Origin of the sequence: Paenibacillus sp. FSL E2-0177, assembly GCF_037992975.1 — a bacterium.
In the GTDB taxonomy this organism is placed as follows: Bacteria; Bacillota; Bacilli; order Paenibacillales; family Paenibacillaceae; genus Paenibacillus_AQ; species Paenibacillus_AQ odorifer.
In genome coordinates this window covers 4,166,348-4,189,011 of record NZ_CP150307.1, presented here as the reverse complement: position 1 = coordinate 4,189,011, position 22,664 = coordinate 4,166,348, and the positions used below count along the sequence as shown (strand labels likewise).

The window sequence follows — 22,664 nt, the reverse complement described above, 5'->3', positions numbered from 1 at the left end:
GAGAGGATGATCGTACACAATGAATAAAAAACATTCCCCGATAAGCAGAAAAGCTGGTGTTATGCTGCACGGTGCTGATTATAATCCTGAACAATGGCTGAAATATCCGGAAGTATTGCGTGAGGATATCCGATTAATGAAGCTGGCGGGCTGCAATGTCATGTCCGTAGGCATTTTTTCGTGGGTATCTCTTGAACCTGAAGAGGGTGTGTTCACTTTCGAATGGTTGGATGGTGTACTTGATTCTTTTGCAGAGAATGGGATTTACGCTATCTTGGCAACGCCAAGTGGTGCCCGCCCAGCATGGATGTCGCAAAAATATCCAGAAGTCTTAAGAGTGGAGCGTAACCGTGTTCACAATTTGCATGGCTTCCGTCATAACCATTGCTTTACCTCACCAGTGTACCGGGAGAAAACTGCAATTCTGAATGCAAAGTTAGCGGAACGGTACAGCCAGCATCCAGCCATTATCGGTTGGCATATTTCGAATGAGTTCGGTGGGGAGTGTCACTGCGAGCTCTGCCAGGATGCTTTTAGAGAATGGCTGAAAGTGAAATATAATAACAGTTTGGATGAGGTGAATCATGCTTGGTGGGCTACTTTTTGGAGCCATACCTACACTTCATGGTCACAGATTGAATCCCCAGCTCCACATGGTGAGACACAAGTACACGGCTTGAATCTTGACTGGCGGCGTTTTGTTAGTGAACGGACAATTGATTTCTGCCAGCACGAGATCAATACGGTTCGTCCTTACAATCCAGAGCTGCCTATCACGACGAATATGCATATGATCGATGGCATTGATTACCGCGAGCTGGCCAAAATCCTGGATGTGGTCTCATGGGACGCTTATCCAGACTGGCATTATACCGAAGACGGTGACGATACTAGATTGGCAGCATGGACGGCGATGCACTACGACTTAATGCGCTCTTTTAAAAAGAAACCGTTCCTGCTGATGGAAAGCACGCCATCCCTTACGAACTGGCAATCGGTCAGTAAGCTGAAACGTCCCGGAATGCACAAGCTGTCTTCCTTGCAAGCGGTAGCGCATGGTTCGGATTCTGTGCAGTATTTTCAATGGCGCAAAAGCCGCGGATCAAGTGAGAAGTTCCACGGCGCAGTTGTAGACCACAGTGGCCACTCCGAGACTCGAGTATTCCAAGATGTAGCGGAAGTAGGAAAGACGCTGGCGGGAATGACGGAAGTAGTGGGTACGTCCACTCCGGCGCAGACGGCGATTATTTTCGATTGGGACAACCGCTGGGCGATAAAGGATGCGCAAGGCATCCGTAATTCCGGATTACGTTATGAGGAGACGGTGCTACAGCATTATCGTGCACTTTGGGAGCTGGGCATTCCAGTTGATATTGTAGGCTCTGGAGATGATCTGTCTGCCTACAAGCTGGTTGTTGCCCCTATGTTATACCTGATTAGTGAAGAGAATGGAAAGCGCATTGAGAAATATGTGGAGCAAGGCGGCACTTTCCTCGCAACCTATTGGTCAGGAGTAGTTAACGAAACGGATTTATGTCATCTGGGAGGATTCCCTGGTCCACTGCGCAGAACACTGGGGATTTGGGCAGAGGAGACAGAAGGGCTGCACAGCCGTGATCTGAACGGGTTAGTAATGGAGGTAGGTAATAAACTTAAGCTAAGCGGTGACTACGATGCGCATGAGATAGCCGAGCTGATTCATTTGGAAGGTGCAGAGGCTTTGGGGCATTATCGCAACGATTTCTATGCGGGCCGTCCAGCGCTTACAGTCAATCGTTTTGGTGAAGGAAATGCGTACCATCTTGCTACCCGTGTGAAAGACACTTCGTTCTATGTTGAGCTATACGCAGCGATCACATCTAAGGCAGGAATTACCCGTGCGATGGATAGTGAGCTTCCAGCAGGTGTGACTGCACAACTTCGCACAGATGGCGAAAGTGATTATGTTTTTGTGCAAAATTTCAGCGGCAGTCCGCAAACGGTAGAGCTGGATGGAGCGGAATACACAGACTTGGAAACAGGTCTTTCAGCTCCGGCCCTATTGAATCTAGCGGTGAATGGACTTGCGATGTTGAAGCGTAAAGCATTAGTATAATAAAAAGGCAGGACCTGAGTTTCAGGTTCTGCCTTTTTTTTGAATAGAATCAGTTCTTAACTCTTCCCATCATAATGGTGTTATACAATTTGCCGTCCGATAGAAGTTTATCTTTCTTTAAAATCCCTTCAATTTCAAAGCCAAGCTTTTGATATAGCTTAATAGCGTTGGTGTTCGTTTCCAGCACATTTAGGGTGATCTTTTGAATACCATTAGTGTCAGCCCAGGCAATCGATTCGGCGAGAAGATTTTTTCCAATACCATATCCCCAATAATCCTGCAGCACACATACTCCAAATTCTACTTTATGAGCAAATCTTTTTAAGGGATAACCTTCGCATCTGGAGAACGCAACGATTTGATTATCAACTACTGCGACTAGAAAAAGGTTATTATTTTTCTCAGAATCGGCTTGAATAAGCTGTTCAAATCCTTTTTCGTCAATAAAGGCTTCGCCTGGTTCCCGATCTAAATTCTCGGTTTCTCCATCGATCCGCACCCTTAATTCAGATAACACTTTAGCGTCTTTAGAGGCAGCAGATCTAATGCTGTATTGGATTCCATTCACTGTAAATGTTTGAGGATTAATGATCATATGTCCTCCGTGACGATGGGTGATGTTAGAATTATTGCTTCGATGCCCTCAATGATCCGAGTGAAATAAGCTGCTTCATGAGGCACAAAATGAGTCCGATCCACACTTTGTTGAATGTTGATTTTTTGTCCGTTTGAATCCACTTTGAAACCATTGATTTGTAGACTATGTATTTCTCCCTGCCAAAAGCTTCGGAAGTCCGCAAACCTTGTGATAACTATTCCTGCAACCTCTTCTTCTTGCAGCTTAAAATCGTCCAGAGGATAAGGATTGTTATAAACAAAAACATGCGCTCGTTCTTTATCGATAAGATTTTCTTTGATCATACTGTAAGGAATTGTAGCTAAGGGAATCAGCTCATCAAAAGCTAGCTCCAAACCGAGTTCTTCTTGGACCTCGCGAATCCCGTCCTCTACCGTTTCGTGTGTCAGCAAATGTCCAGCGGCCGTGATGTCCAGCAATCCTGCATAATCTTGTTTCTGCTCACTACGAAGCTGTAAATAAATATAGGGGATTTCTTGGGTTTTGCTTATAAACCAGCAGTGGAAGGTCTCGTGCCAATGTCCTAACCGATGTACTTCTGCCCGTGGAGCTGTACCGATTCGGTGACCCGCTTCATCAAATATAGTAAGTATCTCATTATGCATAGAAAAGCTCCTTTGTGAAAATATCTACTGCTTAAAGCCTATCATAAAAACGATCGAATTACTTAATGTCCCCAAGTGATTTTTATTGACATCGTTAAGAAATATATGTATATTTTTGGATGTTAATCAAAGGAGGAGTTAAATGAATTTAGTAGCCATGAAGCGGGAAGACTTGGACACTTTAAGTGATGAAAGGTTAGGATGGGCCTGTATGGAGCCTACCTTTCAGCTGATTCGCGGAAAATCGCCATCGACCAAATCAGAAGTGATCTCGAAGCTCACAGAGGGGCAACAAGCCTTATGCATGTTCAGAGTGCTATATGGTCACAGCTGTAATTCCGAAGGGGAATATTATGCTTGGATTTCCTACATGCAAGACCTGCCAGGGTATTGGACAGGGGTGATAGGAGGCATACGATTTTTTGACGATTCACCCATGATTCTTTTGCTTCAGGAAACAAAGACATTTCTCGAGGAAAGAAATCATCGACTGGGTAAAGAGTGGGCGGATGCGGCCATCACGGATTTGGATCGAGACCCTCAGCTGTTAGAAGTAATTAGTGAGTTATTCGAACGATATAAGAACCTGACACCAAATACGCATAGAATTATCGGCAATTATATTCGCACTCATCCAGAGGAGTTTGTAGAAATAGGGTGTTCATAATTATGAATATGAAGAAACGTTATGTATTTCTCGTACTCATTTTTTTATTAATCGAAATCCCTGTAATCATTAATCTCTACCATAGTTATAATTCATTTGAGAATTTAGTGTTGGATCAAATCGATGAAACTGAAATCACCTCAATCGAGATTGAGAAATCTTTAGTGGATGAAAAGGTAGTGATTGAAGATCCGAAGGAAATTGAAAAGATCATTTATGCTTTTTCAGATGTAAAATTGAGAAGAAGTAGTGCTTTGGACAAATCTACGGAGACCTACTGGATAAGTATTATTGTAAATAACAGCTTGAGGTTTGGCATGAATCTTACGGATACTAACTTCCTGTATGTGACGGATCTTGATAAGAAGGATAAATACAATTCGGGAAACTTTAGAATGACTAGTGATTTTGATGTGAATTCCATTGCAAGCTTATTTAAATGATGCAGAACGATCCACAACCACTGATACTGAGATTTTCGGACCCAGATGCCCCTATTTGCGAATTTATCGCCTTTTGAGCAGGTTTTCGGACTCCAACGTCGCTATTGCTCATGAAAGAGCTTATAATTGGTGTTTTTTGCGCCAATAGCGGCTATGAGGTCCGATAGCTATCCAAATAGCGGATAAAACGGTGTATAAGGTCAGCTGAGTCCTTTAGCTACTGCGTGTGCAGATTGTTCAGTTGAGTCCGATAGTGCTTCATATCCACACAAAAAATGGGAGCCCCTATGGGACCCCCTTTTTTGTATGGATTATCTAGCCATCCATCCGCCATCCACATTAAGAACGTGACCGTTCAAGTAGTCAGATGCTGCGGAAGCCAAGAATACAGCAGGGCCTTTAACGTCATCAGGCGTTCCCCAACGTGCTGCAGGGATACGGTCTAAGATAGAGTCCGAACGACTTTGGTCGGCACGGATTGGAGCGGTATTTTCAGTAGCCATATAGCCTGGTGCAATTGCATTGATGTTCAGACCGGAGCCTGCCCATTCATTGGCAAAAGCTTTAGTAAGACCCGCAACCCCGTGTTTACTCGCAGTGTAACCAGGGACATTGATTCCGCCTTGATAGGAGAGCATGGAGGCGATGTTAATGATTTTGCCGGATCCTCTTTCCAGGAAGTGGCGGCCTGCGATTTGCGACAGAAGGAAAACTGTGTTCAGGTTCAAATTGATGACATCAAACCAGTCTTTTTCACTATGATCTTTTGCCGGTGCACGGCGGATCATTCCTGCGCAGTTTACGAGAATGTCAACATGTCCGGTCAGCTCTAGCGCTTGGTCAAAAGTGCTTTGCAGCTTGCTGTGATCACTTAAGTCAGATTCGATACTAACTGCTTTTACTCCAAAAGCTTTTGCTGCATTTACAGTTTCTTCACTCGAATTAAGGGAGACAGATGCAACGTCTGCACCGGCTTCTGCAAATGCAAGCGCGATTCCTTGTCCAAGACCTTGAGCTGCGCCTGTTACAATAGCTGTTTTACCTGCCAAGCTGAATAATGATGACATATAAATTACGCCCCTTTATTGTAAATGGATTGTTATTCCGGGTTTACCCGCATTCAATGGTAACGCCTGCACTGCGGAACTGATCTGCCGTTTCGGGGGAGAGCCCTTTGTCCGTCAGAATCACGTCAACTTCTTGTAGGGAAGCAAAGGTACGCAGTGCAGTATGGCCGAATTTATGATGATCTACAACCGCGAATACCTTACGGGCTGTAGATACAAGGGCTTGCTTGAACTCAATTAAATCTCCGGTATAAATGGAGAGCCCATGCTCTATATGAATAGCAGTCGATGAAAGGAATGCTTTTTGAATATTAAGCTTTTGTACATAGGAGACGGCTTCAGGACCAGCCAACATATTACGGACACGATAACCACCGGGAACGACCAGACGGATGTTATCTTTGGGAACCAGTTCGCTGATGATGTATACATCATTGGTGACTACCGTTAGTGGCATATTGTCCAGACGCCGAGCAATTTCAAGCGTAGTGCTACCGCCGTCAAGAGCGATAATATCGTCCGGTTCAATATGAGCAAGCGCACGCAAGGCAATCTCCGTCTTCTCGTCAGAGTATTTATCCAGCGGATCCTTGGAGGGCAAAATACCAAACTGGTCGCTTTGTGCCAGCACAGCTCCGCCATGTACACGTACGATCAGCCCTTGTTCCTCCAGCCTGCTTAAATCCTCGCGTATTGTTTTTCCAGTAACCTGAAGCTTATCGCTCAGTTCATTCACCGTTACATCTTTTTGGTTCAGCATAACTTCCATAATCATCTCGTGTCGTCGTATCGGGTTCATCCGCCTGCCTCATCTTTCCGTAGTTGATTTATCTCTATTGTAATTCTTTCATGGATACGGGGTCCATATCATCATATCTTTTATTATCGCCAGCCATACTCCAGATAAAAGTATAGTTATGAGTGCCGACACCACTGTGGATGGACCAGCTTGGAGAAATAACAGCTTGTTCGTTATGCATTACGATATGGCGGGTTTCGTCAGGTTCTCCCATCAGGTGGAACACAACGGAATCGTCCGGAAGATCAAAATAGAAATAGGCTTCCATCCGGCGTGGATGGGTATGTGCTGGCATGGTGTTCCACATGCTGCCTGGTTTCAGTTGGGTCATACCCATAACCAGTTGGGCACTTTGCACACCATTTGTGTGAATGAAGCGGTGGATTGTCCGCTCGTTAGAGTTCTCCAGACCACCCATCGCACCGGATTCAGAATCGGCCAGTGTGGTTTTGGTAGTAGGGTAGGACTGATGGGCAGGAGCAGAATTCAAATAGAATTTAGCAGGCTTGGAAGCGTCTGCACTTTTGAAGACTACATCTTTAGAGCCTTGACCTACATAAAGACATTCTTTGAAATCCACTTCATATTCTGTGCCATCTACAACCACGGAGCCTTTACCACCGACATTGATGATGCCCAGTTCACGGCGTTCCAAGAAATAAGTAACCCCAAGTTCTTTAAGGTCAGTAGTTAGCGCAACCTCTTCTTTTACAGGATTAGCTCCACCAACGATCATACGATCTTCATGGGTTAGGACAAGCTTTAGCTCATCAGGAGCAAAAATAACGGGAATGTGGAATTCCTTACGGAGGCGCTCAGTGTCAAATTGTTTTACTTCATTAGGATGGGATGCGAAACGTCTTTCCATTGAATGTTCAATCTCCTTTGTGTACATATTATCGTTCGTATAGGTACACTTTAGTCCATTTATGTTCATTTTACAAGTACTAATCTTTTTTATTTCGTTTATTTATGTTTATTTATTGGTTTTTCCAATTGCAAAATGAACGGAAAGTGTGCACAATAGAGCTATTATGCTCGATTTTCATGAATGACGGAAGATGATATAAAACTGAAATGATGGAGGTTGAAAAGTAATGCCGGGGTTGAAAAATATCCAGAGTACTTTTAAGGAACGTCAGCAAGAAATTATTTTTAATATAGCACTGGAAGCAGAGCAACGCCCTTTATTGGAAAGTGGACTCTGGTTCCATGATGATGTGCGAAATAACTTTTATTATGCTTCGTATCTTTTTGCAGCGGCTGTTGATGATTCTTTTGAGCTGCCTTTTGATCGTGAGCAAGCGAAACAGAAAGCACAGGATGTACTGCTGGAGATCTTAATGCTTCAGAACCGGCAGCCCGGCACAGAGTTATACGGTCATTGGCCGCTCGGTTTGAATCCGGTTCCGCGAGATGCGTCACCGCATGAGTTACCAGTGGAGCTTATGGGCAACCTGATGGCGTATTTTTGCAAAAGATACGGAGGAGCATTAAATGCTCAACTTCGCATAGTTCTGAATACAGCGTTTGGACATATTTATCGCAGTGATTTCTACCGTAAGCCGGTGGTTACTTTTGGGCATCATGAAGCTAAATATACAGCTGCTAAGCTGATTTTTGGCACCCTGTTTGCGGATGAAATATTGCTTGAGGATGGCCGGCAGAGTCTGAAGGATACGCTGGCTTATATTCGTACTAAAGGGATGCCGGAATACGGCAGTCTACCGTGGTTTTGGCATTGGGTGCAGGCATTCACCTGCGCGTTGGAACTTGTCCCGCCTGAGGATACGGAGCTTACTACGAGCCTTAAAGAAATGCTTGACCATTTATGGAATGTACGAGCTGAATTCTATCTGCGTGGCGCTTGGGTTGGTGCGCATTCTAGAGGCTGGCCGCATGATGTTCCCGGCGATGCTAATGTACTTCATGATTATGTTCAGTTTGGAGATTTCCAGCTGCCTGAGAGGATGCCGCGCACTGAGTATGCCGGTTTATTATTCTATCAAGCATCCGATGAAATATTAGCCGCAGCCATGAATCGCCAGACACCAGTGGAAGTAAGGAAGATTACTCAGAAGGTTGTCCCAACGGATCCACAGCCGCAGCCTTTGCTTCATTCCTATGCTTATATTACAGAGGAGTTTGCAGCAGGCGGGATGTGGGAGCGGGTTGAGGAATTCGATAATGAGCAGCTTCGCTGGGCTTTTTCGTTACCTGTGAGTGGAGAGGGAAGCGCAAATCAGCTGTATTTCTTCCACCCGGGACAAGGCTACAATGAGGGAGATCCCCGCCATCAAAGCCGTTATATGGAGGTTCTCTATCACAAGAATGTCATCATTTCTTTATTCCCAATCCCCCAGGGTGAGAAGAATACGATCATAGGTGTACTTCCCCAAGGGGAATGGAAACAAGAGCCGTATACATTGTACGGGCAAGTTGGTGAGACGTATTTTGTTATTTATTTATCTCACCCTTACCAGCTGCAGGAACGGTCCAGATTCATAGAGGTATCCGTCGCAGGGACGCCGGGCGGTGTGATCGTTGAAGCATTGGGCATTAAGAAAGCTGCCGAATGTGGTATTATTGGTTTAGAGGCTTTTGCCGCAGCTATGGCTCATAAAGAAAGGAATTTCGAAGTGGGAGAGGTATTAGCAGCGAATTATACCAACATGGATGGTGAAAGCTTAGTTTTGAGTATTAGTAGGGAGTTAGAATTACCGCAAGCTCAGCTTAATGGAATTCAGATCTCATTAGATCATTATTCAGTATAAAAAAACACAATTACTGTGATAAATAGTAATCCGAGTCGGCCTTTTTGGCCGGCTTCTTTAATAAGGAGCTACATGAAAGGATGAGATGCCCCATTGCACAGCCCGCAATAGATACCTAAGTATCCGTAAACGTGATTTTGTCAAAAATACTTATAATTGGGGTGAGCGACGATTTATCTGGATAAACTAGACCTAACGATTTGGTAATTCAATCCTCCCTAAGCACATTTCCCTTTAGAATAGCGGTGTCAGGTTACTAAATAGTAATTAATTACATTAAACCCTATTTTTCTGAGAGACATTTGTCACAATAAAGGTTAATATCTAAGTGAGATAGAAATGATTGCGCTTACTTATTTTCTAATAAACCTAATCATAATGAATGCGAGGGATATAACAGTGATTGAAACTGAATTTCGTGTAGAAAATGACTTTCTAGGCAGTAAACAGGTAGATAAGAACGCTTATTATGGGATTCAGACACTACGCGCAGTCGAGAACTTTCCTATTACGGGCTATCGGGTTCACAAAGAGTTAATCAAAGCGATGGGGATTGTAAAAAAAGCCGCTGCGCTTGCAAATATGGAAGTTGGCCGTCTCTATAGAGGGCTTGGAGAAGTTGTAGTGAAAGCAGCAGAAGAAATCATCGAGGGTCAGTGGCATGAGCAATTTATTGTAGATCCTATTCAGGGTGGTGCGGGTACCTCGTTAAATATGAATGCGAATGAGGTTATTGCTAACCGTGCCTTAGAACTGCTTGGCCATGAAAAGGGAGACTATCGTCACTTAAGTCCCAATTCACATGTAAATATGGCGCAGTCTACAAATGATGCGTTTCCGACGGCAATTCATATTGCCACACTTTCACTGCTGGAGCAGCTACTTGTAACGATGCACAGAATGCATGATGTGTTTGCGGTAAAAGCGGATGAATTCGATCCTGTGATAAAAATGGGCCGGACACATCTTCAAGATGCAGTGCCGATTCGTCTGGGTCAAGAATTCGAGGCTTATCGCAGAGTGCTTGAAAGAGATATCAAACGTATTGAGCATACACGCCATCATTTGTATGAAGTCAATATGGGAGCAACAGCAGTGGGTACAGGATTAAATGCTGATCCTCGTTATATTGAATTGGTGGTAGAGCACTTAGCTGAGATCAGTGAATTGCCGCTCGTAACGGCAGATCATCTCGTCGATGCCACCCAAAATACGGATGCCTATACAGAAGTGTCTGCTGCTCTAAAAGTGTGCATGATGAACATGTCCAAGATCGCTAATGATCTGCGGTTGATGGCCTCCGGTCCGCGGACTGGGTTTAATGAGATTTCATTGCCTGCACGCCAGCCTGGATCTTCAATTATGCCGGGCAAAGTTAATCCGGTTATGGCAGAGGTCATTAATCAGGTGGCTTTTCAAGTTATAGGGAACGATCATACGATCTGTCTGGCTTCCCAAGCGGGTCAACTGGAGCTGAATGTTATGGAGCCAGTGCTTGTGTTCAATCTTATTCAGTCCATCAGCATCATGAACAATTCCTTCCAAGTCTTCACAGACTTCTGTCTGGCTGGGATTGAAGCCAATAAGGAGAAGCTTGAGCGGGATGTGGAGCGGAGTGTCGGAATCATTACGGCTGTGAACCCGCATCTGGGGTATGAAGTGGTATCGCGGATCGCTAGAGAGGCGATTTTGACTGGGGAATCTGTACGGGAATTGTGCATTAAATATAATGTGCTGACCGAAGAAGAGCTTAATCTGATTCTGGACCCATACGAAATGACACACCCGGGAATTGCAGGAGCAGCTTTATTGCATAAAGAGTAGGATGTTCCGGAGGAGTGAGCTTTTTGCTTGGAAAAAGAAAACCCCCGCCACCGTTTAGGGTGACAGGGGGAGAGCTTAAATATGTTTTTAATTTATATGAATCTACTTCGCGATTGTCTGAAGTAGGTTCTTTTTTTACATTTCAGGCTTAAAAGAAAAATAAAGAACGTAACAGGCCGCGTTTTCTTGGCGGAGCCGTTAGTCTGGTAGTGGCAGTGGACTGGGAATTTTCATAAGAGGTGAGCGGTTTGCCGTTAGACACTTGCAACGGTTCTATTGATGCCGCGATTTGCTTGATCATTATTCGTAGGTCCTCAAGCTCCTCACGCTGCTGGAGCAGTTGGATTAATACTACTTCATCGGCTTTTTGATCGAGTGCACGTTCAACATTGTTGATGCGAGACAAGATATCCTTCATAGGCTCAGCATCTGTGTGCTGTAGTGGATTTTCCTGTTGTGATGTGGAAATTTGCTGCTCATTCGTGAGTGTGAGTTGTATACATTCCAAGGCCTCTCCGTGATTAATACGGTCTTTAATATGATTGAGCAGGTCGATTTGCTGCTCCGAGAAAACATAATGGCCAAATCGGTCTTTTGGAAAAAAATCAGGGAACATGGCAGCCCAACGTTTAATTGTGGTTAGACTAACTGACAGCAGCTCTGCGGCATCTTTTGTTTTTAGAATATCCATTTCGATTCCTCCAGTTCACGTAGTCATGTTATGAGTAATATTCGTTGTCCAGCAGCGGCTCCCTGCACGGTTGACAAAGGTAGTGCGTATTCGCTAAACAAAGTGTAATTACGAGCAATCTCACCCTTTTGGATTTCACTATCTTGCTTTTCCATTCCAAATTGAGTACAGATGAGCCTGCTCAGGGGTATAATTGCATTAGAGGTGAAGGCGATGAACAGGATTGAAGATGAGGAACAAATGACTGAGGAGCAATGGCAGGCTATTTTGCAAAACGATGTTGCTTATAACGACATATTTTTTTATGCGGTGAAGACTACAGGAATTTTTTGTCGACCCTCCTGCAAATCCAAAGCACCCAATCGGGAGAATGCTTGTGTTTTTCAGAATGCTGAACAAGCGCTGGCAGCCGGATTTCGTCCTTGCAAAAGATGTAAACCGACAGGTGAGCGTCTTCCTGATAAGGAATGGGTAGCTGTGATGACGGAGTACATTGATCATAATTATATGGCCCCCCTCACCCTTGAAACGTTAGCTGAGGTATGTCATGGCAGTCCTTATCATTTACATCGAACCTTTAAGAAAGTAACAGGAATCACTCCCGTGGATTATATACAGCAAAAGAGAATCGCTAAGGCATCTGAGTATTTGCTTACTACAGAGCAGGCAGTTGCTGAGATTGCATTGCGCGTGGGTCTGCCCAATACATCGTATTTTATTACTTTATATAAGAAAAAAACAGGGTATACGCCCACACAGTTTCGTCAGCTTAACAAACAGAAAGTAACGTTGGCTTCTGATTTTAATTTGGAGGGACCGAATCATGGAGAATAAAACAAATGCTATTCTATACTGGACATTATTAACCGATAAGGACTGGAGTTTTTATATTGCAGCCACAGAGAAGGGTTTAAGTTATGTGGGTTCGCAGCAGCAACCCTTTGAGGAATTAAGCGAATGGGTTAGACGTCGTTTTCCGGGGAGTGAACTGGTGCAGAACGATGAGAAGATGGCGCCTTATGTGAGGGAGCTTAGTGAATATTTGCAAGGGAACCGGCAGAGCTTCGGCATTCCTTTTGATTATCAGGGAACTCCATTTCAGCTTGCGGTGTGGAAAGCGTTATGTGAAATTCCATATGGACAAACCTGGTCCTATTCGGATATTGCCACACATATTCAAAAACCAGCTGCGGTGCGCGCGGTAGGGACTGCCATTGGCGCGAATCCGATTCTGATTACGGTGCCCTGCCACCGGGTTATTGGTAAGAATGGGACATTAACAGGATACCGGGGTGGTTTGGATATGAAGACCAAGCTACTTCAGTTGGAGAGAGGAGAGTATACAGCAGATATATGAAAATAGAGTCCAATTACACCTCCCCAAAAACCTTGCTGAATAAAGGAACAGGTTATCTGTCAGGCTACAGTCATTCCTTAAATCCATATACGGGCTGCACTTATGGCTGTTCCTATTGTTATGTACGCCAGATGCCTGTCTCGCTGTTCCGCAAAGAGGAGTGGGGGACGTGGGTAGATGTTAAACAAGAAGCGGCTGCAATATTACAAAAAGAACTGCACAAAGCGAAGGCGAAAGGTCCCGTCTCTATTTTTATGTCGTCAAGCACAGATCCCTATCAACCGGTAGAGCACAAGGAAGAGGTGACGAGATCTTTACTGGAGGTTATGGTTCAAGATCCGCCCGATTTCCTATTCGTGCAGACGCGTAGTCCGCTGGTTCGCAGAGATATAGATTTATTATTACGTTTAGAGGATAAGGTTCGTGTAAGTATAACTGTAGAAACAGACTGTGAAGATATTCGCCAAAAATTCACACCAAGCGCTCCTCCCATTGCTGCAAGACTGAAGACGTTACAGCTTCTACGTGAAGCTGGCATCCCCATTCAAGCTACTATAGCGCCAGTACTGCCAAGCAGTCCAACTTTTCCAGCAACCTTAAGGGCTTTGGTGGATAGAGTCTGTGTGGATGACTATTTTATGGGCGACGGCAGCGGCGGCAAACGCACACGGAGATTAGGGATTTATTCCCTATATGAAGAGCTGCAACTGGAAGATTGGTATGATCCTGCAGCATATCGCAGAGTGTATGAAGGACTTCAGCAAGTTTTTTCCGAAGAGGAGCTATTCTTGAGCCAGAAGGGGTTCGAGCCTTAATCTGAAACATGGTATAATAAATGAGAGCATTCATACTTAGTATTTAATATACTTAATATCCGTAATAGCTTATTGGAGGATTAGTGTGGCAAAAGCAAAGGTGGCCAAGCGGCCCACAAGAGATGAATTTGTGCTTGAGGAGTTAGGTAATCAGTTAGTTGAAGCTAAGCAAGAAGGTTCTGAGATTTTATTGACCGTATGGGGAAAAGAAGAAGAGGTACGCGGCATGATCGTGGAAATGGATTCGCGAACCGGGAAAGTACACCTTAGTAACCATGAAGAAATCATAAAAGTTCCTTTTATGGATATCATGCAGGTTAATTATCCCAGAGATTAATGGGCACGGCAGCAACAGGAGGTCCTGAAAGCTATCATAGCTTTGGGGCCTCTTTGATCATAAAGATAAGGAATAGAGGATATAGAAAGGGAGGTCAACAATGCAAGTAACCAAAACCAACGCGATGCGAATGCTGGATGCCAAAAAAGTTGGCTATGAAGTGTTCGCTTATGACAATGAAGATGGACTAATCCATGGCACGGCTGTGGCTGAGAAGATTGGAAAGGCGGCAGAGACGGTTTTTAAAACGTTGGTCGCTCATAGCGGCGCAAATCTTTATGTATTTGTTATCCCAGTTGCCGAAGAGCTGGATCTCAAAAAGGCGGCCAAAGCCGCCGGAGAGAAAAAAATTGAGATGCTGCCAGTGAAGGATCTGCAGAAATGGACAGGGTATATCCGCGGTGGTTGTTCACCTGTTGGAATGAAAAAGCTGTACCCCACGTTCATTGATAGCAGTGCAGAAGGGCTGAACACGATGGCTGTCAGCGCTGGGAAGATTGGCCAGCAAATGGACGTAGCCCCTCAGTTACTCGCTGAGGTTGTGCATGCGAAGTTTACAGAACTAATCAAATAGCCGAGCAGCAAGCTGGCCTAAATATTCCTTCAATGCTAACCCTGTTGTAGAGATCGCTCCTGGGGAGGGACTTAACTTGGCGGGCTGCAGTGCAATATCAGCGCTGGCGATATAATCCGTAGGATAGGCTTGCGCTGTTAGCCCCGCATTCTTAAAGTGCAACATCGCACGGGACATATGAAAACCTGAAGTAACTAATATAGGTTTTTTTAGTCCGGTTTGTTGAAGGATGGCTGCGGTATTTACAGCATTTTGCTCCGTGTTGAGGGATTGATTTTCGATCAGGATGTCCTCTTCGGGTATGCCGAGACCCAGTAGTTGTCTTTGCGCGATATCCGCTTCATTACCACTGTCGGAGAATACTTGTCCGCCAGAAAATAAGATTGGCAGACCTGTCTGCCGATGGAGGCGAACAGCAGTAAGCAGGCGATTTGCTGCTGATCCGTATAAATTGCCTTCGCCATCTATATCCGGTGTGCCAGAGCTGGCGCCCCCGCCGAGTACGACGATGACATCTCCTTGCAAAGTATCCGGCTGCGGATATTTCCGTTCTAGACTGCCGATCAGCGCATCGCTGACTAAGGGTGTCATGGAGAAATACATTAATAGTGTAACCCCGAGTAGAACTAGTGCTGGCCGGCGGTTTTTTTTCCATAACCAAATGACTAAACCTAGCAGAAGCACGATAAACAGGCCGGGAGGAAGCACAAAGCTGTATACAAATTTGATGATGTAAACCAACAGTATCAACCGCCTTCTAAAAATATAAGTTCAGGTTGTATTGTAACATGAGATTGCAAGATTACATATTTACATGCGTATCCTTATACAAAACGGATATTGCCGCAGCTATCAGAATCATCCCCATAAAAGCGGGTGCAGTATGGCCAAGTGATACATATATTTGACCTCCAATCACAGGCCCGATCATTCTTGCTAAAGCCTGAATAGATTGGCTACCTCCTTGAATCCTCCCTTGTTCACTAGAATCGACAGACTTGGAAAGCATCCCATTGAATGAAGGCCCAAAGATCGAATCCCCAAAACCAAATATAAACATTCCAGCGATAAAAAGCGGATAGTATGAGAACAAAGCAGATAATGCAATAAGGCTGTAGCCTATAATCTCCGAAACCATTCCAAGAATTGCGATCTGTTTATCCCTAAATTTCAGCAAAAGCTTAGGCATGATGAAACCCTGTGAAATGATGTCTTGGAAGCCCATAATTGAAAACATCAGTCCGATTAGTGCAGGCTTCCAGCTGAAAGTATCCATTGTGAATTGTGAAAAAACAGCCTGTAAAGATCCGTTGGGTATCCAAAGTAAGAATGCTGAGACCAGTAGCCTTTTTAAGTTTTTTATGGACAATATGCTTGCAAGCTGGGTAAATGGATTCAGTCTTACCAAGGTAATTTCTTTTAGTCTGTTGTTCTTGTCAAGGCTCTCAGGCATAAAAAAGAATCCGTAAACAACATTTAATAAGGTTATTATTGCTCCGAAATACATAGGTACAGAATAACCAAACTTGGCAAGTAAACCGCCTAGCGTTGGACCAATGACGGTGCCTACACCTACAACCGCACTCACCCAGCCAAAGTATTTGGTTCTCTGTTCTGGTGGAATGATGTCAGCAAAATAGGCGAAGATAGTACCTATGCTTCCGCCCGTTATACCTTCTATTAAACGTCCAACAAAGAGAACCCATAACGCTCCTCCTATCCCAAAAACTAAGTATCCAATCGCGGAACCCAAAAGGCATACCAAAAGTAATGGACGACGCCCGTATTTGTCACTCAAAGCTCCAAGTGCAGGGGCTGCAAAAAATACGCAGACTGCATAAACAGACGTCAGCAGCGTGACAACTATAGCCTGTTCACCCGGATTGCTTATATAAGGCTGCACTAAAAATGGGACAACGGGCATGATGATACTGAAGCCTATTCCGCACAGAAACACAGAGATCAAACCGAAGATTAGAGCGTGTTTATCTACGCTTTGCTCTGTGTTCTGTTCATTATGTGATCTGAATTTGAACATTAAATTCTCTCCTCAAAAGTTGTTTTTTTGATTCCTTGGAAACAAATTTGGCACATCACCATTTTTATCACGGTTTTGTTTCCGTGTCAACAAAATAATGACCATAAAAATGCAGCCTTTCTCATAAGAGCCCGGCTGCATGGAGTTTCATTTTCATTATTCTAATTTATTCGGATTAAAATCTATACCCTGTTTCTTTATTTCTGCATCCAAATGCCTACTATACTTTTCTACGAAGCTAAGCATACTGTCAAATTGCTCCTCAGTTACCTGCTCAAATACGGCTTTATCCCGCTCTTGGAACTCTTTGTGCAGGTCCTCATGGATTTTATAAATTACTTTCCCTTGCTCAGTAAGCTTAAAATAGATTTCTTTTTTGTTATCCGATTTTTGGTAGCTTTCGATGAGGCCCTTTTGGATGAGCTTCTTAGTTAATTTACTTATGGCACCGCGAGTCATATAAAAGGACTCTGCAAGTTTTGTGACGTTGGAATCTGCATTTTTTTCAATGTATTCGATGCAATGTACTTCAGAAGGTTTATAACCCTTAAGACTGTCTTCCATCTTATCCTTATTAAGCCAAACCATCTTGTTATATACGTCCCTGAAACCCATCATGACCTGATCTTCTTTGTTCATGGCCTGTCCTCCCAGCGCTCTTACATTAACAAATTATATTGATTTTTTGTTTCTATTTCAACAATATTAAAGTTGAGGATAGTTTGTTTCATTGAACTTTAGATAAAAATAACAGGTGAGTAGTAACAAGCGTAGATATAATATTCTTAAGAAACTGCGGTTTCTTCTTAAGAAAGTTCATCCGCTTGAAGCTGCACCAAAGATTGTTTGTCTGTTATCATAAGATTAAGATGATTGGACAGCTGTGGGATGATTTCTCTAAGGTAGGAGGACTGCATAGTGAAGAGTATTCGGGTACTGCTCGCAGATGATGAACCGGTGATTTTGCGAGGCCTAAAAAAACTGATTTCATGGGAGAAGCTTGGACTAACCATTGTTGGAGAGGCCAGTGATGGAATTGAGCTGAAACAACAGATCGAGGATTGTGATCCTGATCTGATTATTAGTGATATAAGCATGCCAGGATATACAGGGATTGATATCATCCGCGAAATTCATGAAGCTGGCAGAGCGGTGAAGGTTATTTTTATAAGCGCTTATCAGGAGTTTACGTATGCCCGTCAAGCACTGCAATATGGTGCGCTGGATTATTTGGTGAAGCCCGTGAACAAAAATCAGCTGGAACAGGTTGTGAGCAAAGCCGTCTCCCTTATTCGTCAAGAAACAGAAGGCGAGCGCAACAAAGAGAAGCTGAACCATTATGAACAGAGAAACCGCAGATTAACGATCGAAGAATTGCTCGACAAGCTGACGGACGGCAATAAGGGAACAGCAGACACCTTACTTGATATGGGGATTATTGCGCTAAGTCGCTACGTCAGTATTTGTTTGGTAGAGACGGACGAGTCGTCGGGGCAGCCTTCCAGATGGGAAGAACGCGAACGTAAGCTAATTGATTTTGCACTGTCTAACATTATTAAAGAAACCGTGGAGCAAAGCGATAATAGCTATATGTTCCGTAAAGGGGAACGTTTTTGTATCCTGCTCCAGCATGAATATGCTGAGGAACCAGCGGGAATTGCCTTAGACCTCCATGACAAAATTACAAGTTTTCTGAAATTAAAGGTGACTCTTGGGGTAGGCAATCCTGTTGACGGTATGGATGATGCTGATGAATCTTATCGCCAAGCTTTGAAAGCGCTAAATTATAAATATTTTACAGGGCCTAATCGTGTGATTCCTGTTAAAGAGAGCAGGTATGAGAGTGAATCATTGATTCAAGCTCCGCTGCATGAAATCCAGTCCGCCCTTGGGATTGCCATGAAATTACAACACAAAGAACAAATTGAGCAAGAGTGCCTGCGATTATTTCAGACGATCCGGCAGACGGCAGGCGGGAATAGAAACCAAGCCGTTTCTACCGTATACAATACATTCTTGCAGCTTGAACAAGAGCTTATTCAATTCGGTGTGGAGGCAGGTCCATCACTTCAGGATACAAATCCGATTCTTGAACGATTGGCTAATTATTCTACCTTCCAAGAGGTGGAGGAAGATTTCCGTGTGCTTTTGAGCAAAATGTCCGGGCAAATTGGCAGTCGCATGGGCAGTAAGGAACTGAAGCAGCTATCCCAGGTGAAGGCTTATATTGAGGAGCATTATCCAGAAAATATTACACTGGAATCTATGGCAGGGATGATGTTTATGAATTCCTATTATTTCAGCAGCTTTTTCAAAAAACATACCGGACAGAACTTTAAGAATTATGTCACTGAGGTGAGGATGAATCATGCCCTTCGTTTATTGCTGCAAAGCGATATGATGGTTTATGAGATTGCCGATAGTGTAGGCTACAACAATGCCCGGCATTTTAGCGATATGTTTAAGAAGAAATATGGCAAGCTGCCACAAGAATATAAGCAATCCTTCAAAAGCCAATAGTCAGATGGATAGCAAAGGGGATGCCTTCATTCATGTTTATCTGGGGCCGAAGATCCAAAAGTATATTTGTTAAATTCTCCGCTTCCTTTTTATTAGTCGGCCTAATTCCGCTTTTTGCACTTAGCTACATTTCTGTGCAGACGTTTTCCGGATATGTCGAGCGTTACACAACAAGCAATTTGCAGCAAATGGTGCTATATATGAGCTATAACCTGAATTCAGCCTTTAATCAGTACAATGAGGTCTCTAAGCTGATGTATACGGGACGATATGAAGGTTTTATCGAGAGTTATTCGCAGAATCAAACCTATAATGTAAATGAGCTGGAGCAGATCAATACGATTCCTATTGAAACCTTTCTAAAAACAGTTCTCTACAGTGATTCCTACATCACCAGTGTTTATTTTCATAGGGAGTCAGACGATAAGCTCTACTATCAGGAAAAAGAAAACAGAGGGGTCAATTTTGATTTGCTGCCTTATCAAGAGTGGTTAACTAAAATGGCTCCAAATCCTTCACAAGTGGCAATTTTCCCTACCCATTCCGAAGAATATTATACAGGTTCAAAGCGCAGTGTGTTCACCATCGGCCGTACTTTAATTGATATTTCCGGGCGTGTCACCAAAGATCCCAAGATAGTAGGGACCTTGTTTATGGATGTGGATGTTTCGTTATTTAATCAGTTCTTCAGAGAATTAAATCTGGGGGGACAGGATGAATTATTCCTGCTGGATGGCGACGGAAATGTATATTTCACGAATGAGACAAGGTCGGCGAATGGAGAGGCTTTTCGGGCTAAAAAGGACGAGGAGATGATCGTTCTCAGTGAAGAGATTCCTTTTCTTAAAGGCACGGTGACTGCCAGAATTCATCGAGCAAATTTATTCGATCAGCTTTTTTCAGCTCGTACGACGGTGTTTATAGCGATGTTTATTTGTGCGATTGCAATGATCATCATGGGCGTCTGGTTCTCTAGGCGGCTGGCTGCTCCGATTGGGAACTTAATTAAGCAAATGGCTATCGTAGAATCCGGTAATTTGGATACCCAGATGGTCGTGAACAGCAATGATGAAATGGGTAGACTTAGCCATGGTTTTAACCGAATGGTCGAGCGTTTACAAGCCTATATCGATGAAGCTTACGTTGCCCAGATCAAGCAGAAGCAGACGGAGTTAAATGCTCTGAAGAGTCAGATTCGTCCGCATTATTTATACAACACCCTGGAAGTCATTCGAATGAATGCGGTGGATAAAGATAATGATGAGGTCGCAGATATGATTTTATCGCTCTCTAACCAGTTGAAATATGTAATCGACTATGGAGAGGACAGGGTAAGCATACGACAGGAGCTGGAGCATCTACGGGATTATTTCTATATTATCTCTGTGCGGTATGAGAATAAATTTGAGCTTGTAGTCGATCTCTCACCCGAAGTGGATCTGAACTGGTACATTCTGAAATTGTCACTTCAGCCGATAGTTGAAAATGCTATCCAGCATGGCTTACGCAGTCAAGGCAGAGGGACAGTTGGATTGACGATCGAAAAGAAAGATGAAATGCTGTTGGTTACGATCTATGATGATGGAATCGGTATGAGCAAGGAAAAGGTACAGCAGTTGGCTGAAACCTTGGAAGAGCCTAGTTCGCCTAGCAAAAATGTTGGACTAAAAAATGTACATGAACGAATTCGTACAGTGTACGGTGCAGAATACGGGGTATCTATCAGCAGCCGGGAGCATATTGGGACATCAATTCTATTGTTGCTTCCGATTGTAGAGGATCCGTATAAAATCTCGGATTCGGAGAATGCGTAAAGGATAGACGATGAACGGAAGACTGCGGTCTTTCGTTCTTTTTTTACTTATTCTTAAATTCACCGCATATCCCGCTTAAAAAAGTTCATTCTAACTATTTATAAGGAATGCTATTCTATTAGCAACGGAAACGCTTTCGAGAGATGATGCGCACATCTTGCTTCAGTTTCCACGGTTCACTAAAAGGGGAGGCTATTATGATATGTACAAAAAAACAATGATGAAACTATCCGTATTGTTACTTGCCACAACAACAGTTTTGACTGCTTGCGGTGGAAATAATAATAATGCAGGAAGTAAGGCAACTAATACGCCAGCATCCGAGACGCCTTCAAATACACCGCAAGAGACCAAAAAAGAGGTTAGCTTTACGATAGGTTACGCCTCCGGAGATCCGGCCACCAAAAAAGCTATCTCAGATACGGTCAAAAAGTTTACTGCAGCTAATCCGAATGTCACTATTAAAGATTTGAGCGAAACTTCATCCGCTGCCTATCTTGACTGGCTGAAAACCAAGGATGCTGTGGGTGAATTCCCGGACCTGGTGGAAATGCGGGATACAGAAGTTTTTGCCGATGCGGGTAAGATTGTAGAGCTGCCTTCCGATCTGCTAGATTTGTTCGAAGCCCCTCCACAAGTGGATGGTAAGGTGTGGAACGCACCGCTGCAAGTGAACGCTCCCCAAGGGATTATCTACAGCAAAAAAGCATATGCGGATGCAGGGATCACCGAGCTTCCAAAAACCTATGACGAATTCATCGCCATCCAAGAAAAATTGAAAACATCAGGCATTACTCCGATTGTAGTAGGCGGAAAAGATATTTTCCATATGGGCTTTTGGGTTAACAAATTCCTGATTGATGAGGTCTACTCGAAAGATGCAGATTGGAACTCCAAACGTACCGCTAAAACGGTCAGCTTCACGGATGCTAATGTAGTTCAAGGCATAACGGACTTCAAAGAATTGTTCAAGAATTATGTAGATAAAGGTTGGCTCAGCACGGGCGACAATCAGACCGCTTCGATTCTTGTTTCTGGCAAAGCAGCACAATTGTACTCCGGTACGTGGATGTTTACACAAATCGCTGAAGCAGACCCGAACTTTGAATTTGGCTTCTATGCTCTTCCTGACCGTGAAGGGAAAATCAATGTCATAGGTCTTCCGTCACCTGCAGGCTGGTCTTTATCGGCTGAAGCCGCTAAGGATGCAGACAAAACAGAAGCCATCAAAGACTTTATCCGTTTCTTCTTCGCCCCAGAACAGTATTCGAACTATTTAGCAACGATAAATGCGATTCCTTCAACAAAAGAGAAAGTAACCTATGACACAAGTGAACAAATGCAGGTGGCTTTGGATCTTATTGCTGACCCGAATGTAGTGAAATCGTTGGCGATCAATAACTGGTGGGGAGACAATCTAATCCCTCCACAATTCCGTAACTGGTACTACAAGCTGTTGCAGGATCTCGTGGTAAAAGATGGAGATGTAGCGAAGTACATGAAAGATGCGGATACAGAGTATGACAACCAAGTGAAAGCTAATCAGATGTAAGAGCAGCGCCTGATCGAGCAACCTCTGCTGCTGCAGAGGTTCTCTTTTTAACAAG

Annotated in this window: 23 protein-coding genes; 13 read left to right on the top strand and 10 right to left on the bottom strand. The window is 43.8% G+C overall.

What is annotated here, in order from left to right; all coding sequences use genetic code 11:
- The first annotated feature begins 19 nt into the window (after window positions 1-19).
- Window positions 20-2,095 carry a beta-galactosidase gene (locus tag MHI25_RS18640; RefSeq protein WP_340393912.1) on the top strand — a complete coding sequence of 692 codons (2,076 nt, stop codon included), beginning with the start codon at window positions 20-22 and terminating at the stop codon, window positions 2,093-2,095.
- A 49-nt stretch (window positions 2,096-2,144) separates the two neighbouring features.
- Here MHI25_RS18640 and MHI25_RS18635 read toward each other — a convergent pair whose 3' ends face one another.
- Window positions 2,145-2,690, bottom strand: a complete 546-nt coding sequence (locus tag MHI25_RS18635) for a GNAT family N-acetyltransferase (protein WP_076182551.1) — start codon at window positions 2,688-2,690, stop codon at window positions 2,145-2,147.
- Entirely contained in the window at window positions 2,687-3,337 is a 651-nt protein-coding gene (locus MHI25_RS18630; RefSeq protein WP_340393910.1) for an NUDIX domain-containing protein, read from the bottom strand. Before MHI25_RS18630 ends, MHI25_RS18635 begins: the two co-directional genes overlap by 4 nt.
- Window positions 3,338-3,479: 142 nt before the next feature.
- Here MHI25_RS18630 and MHI25_RS18625 point away from each other — a divergent pair, with 142 nt between their 5' ends.
- Both MHI25_RS18625 and MHI25_RS18620 read left to right on the top strand, forming a co-directional pair.
- A complete protein-coding gene (locus tag MHI25_RS18625; RefSeq protein ID WP_076217831.1) occupies window positions 3,480-4,004 on the top strand; it encodes a hypothetical protein in 525 nt (174 codons plus the stop codon).
- 2 nt (window positions 4,005-4,006) lie between these two features.
- On the top strand, window positions 4,007-4,447 hold the full coding sequence (locus MHI25_RS18620; RefSeq protein WP_076182543.1) for a hypothetical protein: 441 nt from the start codon (window positions 4,007-4,009) through the stop codon (window positions 4,445-4,447).
- A 311-nt stretch (window positions 4,448-4,758) separates the two neighbouring features.
- On the opposite strand, the gene kduD is transcribed toward MHI25_RS18620, so the two are convergent.
- The 3 genes from kduD to kduI are packed head-to-tail and all read right to left on the bottom strand — an operon-like array spanning window position 4,759 to window position 7,181.
- The gene (gene kduD / locus MHI25_RS18615) at window positions 4,759-5,514 is read right to left on the bottom strand and encodes a 2-dehydro-3-deoxy-D-gluconate 5-dehydrogenase KduD (RefSeq protein WP_036688326.1); all 756 of its coding nucleotides are present in this window, start codon (window positions 5,512-5,514) and stop codon (window positions 4,759-4,761) included.
- Between the two features lie 43 nt (window positions 5,515-5,557).
- Window positions 5,558-6,313, bottom strand: coding sequence for a DeoR/GlpR family DNA-binding transcription regulator (locus tag MHI25_RS18610; protein WP_076129821.1), 756 nt, complete (start codon window positions 6,311-6,313; stop codon window positions 5,558-5,560).
- 34 nt (window positions 6,314-6,347) lie between these two features.
- Entirely contained in the window at window positions 6,348-7,181 is an 834-nt protein-coding gene (gene kduI / locus MHI25_RS18605; RefSeq protein ID WP_036688322.1) for a 5-dehydro-4-deoxy-D-glucuronate isomerase, read from the bottom strand.
- A gap of 229 nt (window positions 7,182-7,410) precedes the next feature.
- Between kduI and MHI25_RS18600 the strand changes: the two genes are divergently transcribed.
- The gene (locus tag MHI25_RS18600; RefSeq protein WP_340393907.1) at window positions 7,411-9,087 is read left to right on the top strand and encodes a hypothetical protein; all 1,677 of its coding nucleotides are present in this window, start codon (window positions 7,411-7,413) and stop codon (window positions 9,085-9,087) included.
- Window positions 9,088-9,480: 393 nt separating this feature from the next.
- Window positions 9,481-10,911: an aspartate ammonia-lyase gene (aspA, locus tag MHI25_RS18595; RefSeq protein ID WP_094903409.1), complete on the top strand. Its 1,431-nt coding sequence runs from the start codon at window positions 9,481-9,483 to the stop codon at window positions 10,909-10,911.
- A 148-nt stretch (window positions 10,912-11,059) separates the two neighbouring features.
- On the opposite strand, the gene MHI25_RS18590 is transcribed toward aspA, so the two are convergent.
- Together MHI25_RS18590 and MHI25_RS18585 are read right to left on the bottom strand one after the other, a co-directional pair.
- On the bottom strand, window positions 11,060-11,602 hold the full coding sequence (locus MHI25_RS18590) for a MerR family transcriptional regulator (protein WP_076182537.1): 543 nt from the start codon (window positions 11,600-11,602) through the stop codon (window positions 11,060-11,062).
- A 23-nt stretch (window positions 11,603-11,625) separates the two neighbouring features.
- A complete protein-coding gene (locus MHI25_RS18585) occupies window positions 11,626-11,757 on the bottom strand; it encodes a hypothetical protein (RefSeq protein WP_256716016.1) in 132 nt (43 codons plus the stop codon).
- 58 nt (window positions 11,758-11,815) lie between these two features.
- Between MHI25_RS18585 and MHI25_RS18580 the strand changes: the two genes are divergently transcribed.
- The 5 genes from MHI25_RS18580 (at window position 11,816) to ybaK (ending at window position 14,685) form a co-directional block, all read left to right on the top strand.
- Entirely contained in the window at window positions 11,816-12,436 is a 621-nt protein-coding gene (locus MHI25_RS18580) for a bifunctional transcriptional activator/DNA repair enzyme AdaA (protein ID WP_076217828.1), read from the top strand.
- The gene (locus MHI25_RS18575; protein ID WP_340393904.1) at window positions 12,426-12,959 is read left to right on the top strand and encodes a methylated-DNA--[protein]-cysteine S-methyltransferase; all 534 of its coding nucleotides are present in this window, start codon (window positions 12,426-12,428) and stop codon (window positions 12,957-12,959) included. The genes MHI25_RS18580 and MHI25_RS18575 overlap by 11 nt, the downstream gene beginning before the upstream one ends.
- Window positions 12,956-13,774 carry a radical SAM protein gene (locus MHI25_RS18570; protein WP_339168361.1) on the top strand — a complete coding sequence of 273 codons (819 nt, stop codon included), beginning with the start codon at window positions 12,956-12,958 and terminating at the stop codon, window positions 13,772-13,774. The genes MHI25_RS18575 and MHI25_RS18570 overlap by 4 nt, the downstream gene beginning before the upstream one ends.
- Window positions 13,775-13,859: 85 nt before the next feature.
- Window positions 13,860-14,111 carry a YolD-like family protein gene (locus MHI25_RS18565; protein ID WP_036688306.1) on the top strand — a complete coding sequence of 84 codons (252 nt, stop codon included), beginning with the start codon at window positions 13,860-13,862 and terminating at the stop codon, window positions 14,109-14,111.
- Window positions 14,112-14,211: 100 nt separating this feature from the next.
- The gene (gene ybaK / locus MHI25_RS18560; RefSeq protein ID WP_248548814.1) at window positions 14,212-14,685 is read left to right on the top strand and encodes a Cys-tRNA(Pro) deacylase; all 474 of its coding nucleotides are present in this window, start codon (window positions 14,212-14,214) and stop codon (window positions 14,683-14,685) included.
- Here ybaK and MHI25_RS18555 read toward each other — a convergent pair.
- From MHI25_RS18555 to MHI25_RS18545, 3 genes are all read right to left on the bottom strand, one after another.
- Window positions 14,674-15,426: a YdcF family protein gene (locus MHI25_RS18555; protein ID WP_340393900.1), complete on the bottom strand. Its 753-nt coding sequence runs from the start codon at window positions 15,424-15,426 to the stop codon at window positions 14,674-14,676. The genes ybaK and MHI25_RS18555 overlap by 12 nt on opposite strands.
- A 61-nt stretch (window positions 15,427-15,487) precedes the next feature.
- Window positions 15,488-16,723, bottom strand: a complete 1,236-nt coding sequence (locus tag MHI25_RS18550) for an MFS transporter (RefSeq protein ID WP_340393899.1) — start codon at window positions 16,721-16,723, stop codon at window positions 15,488-15,490.
- A gap of 156 nt (window positions 16,724-16,879) precedes the next feature.
- Window positions 16,880-17,362, bottom strand: a complete 483-nt coding sequence (locus tag MHI25_RS18545) for a MarR family transcriptional regulator (RefSeq protein ID WP_340393897.1) — start codon at window positions 17,360-17,362, stop codon at window positions 16,880-16,882.
- A gap of 279 nt (window positions 17,363-17,641) precedes the next feature.
- Between MHI25_RS18545 and MHI25_RS18540 the strand changes: the two genes are divergently transcribed.
- From MHI25_RS18540 to MHI25_RS18530, 3 genes are all read left to right on the top strand, one after another.
- Window positions 17,642-19,243, top strand: a complete 1,602-nt coding sequence (locus tag MHI25_RS18540; RefSeq protein ID WP_339168354.1) for a response regulator — start codon at window positions 17,642-17,644, stop codon at window positions 19,241-19,243.
- Between the two features lie 32 nt (window positions 19,244-19,275).
- On the top strand, window positions 19,276-21,057 hold the full coding sequence (locus MHI25_RS18535; protein WP_340393896.1) for a sensor histidine kinase: 1,782 nt from the start codon (window positions 19,276-19,278) through the stop codon (window positions 21,055-21,057).
- A gap of 202 nt (window positions 21,058-21,259) precedes the next feature.
- Window positions 21,260-22,609 carry an extracellular solute-binding protein gene (locus MHI25_RS18530; RefSeq protein WP_076190970.1) on the top strand — a complete coding sequence of 450 codons (1,350 nt, stop codon included), beginning with the start codon at window positions 21,260-21,262 and terminating at the stop codon, window positions 22,607-22,609.
- Window positions 22,610-22,664: the final 55 nt, after the last annotated feature.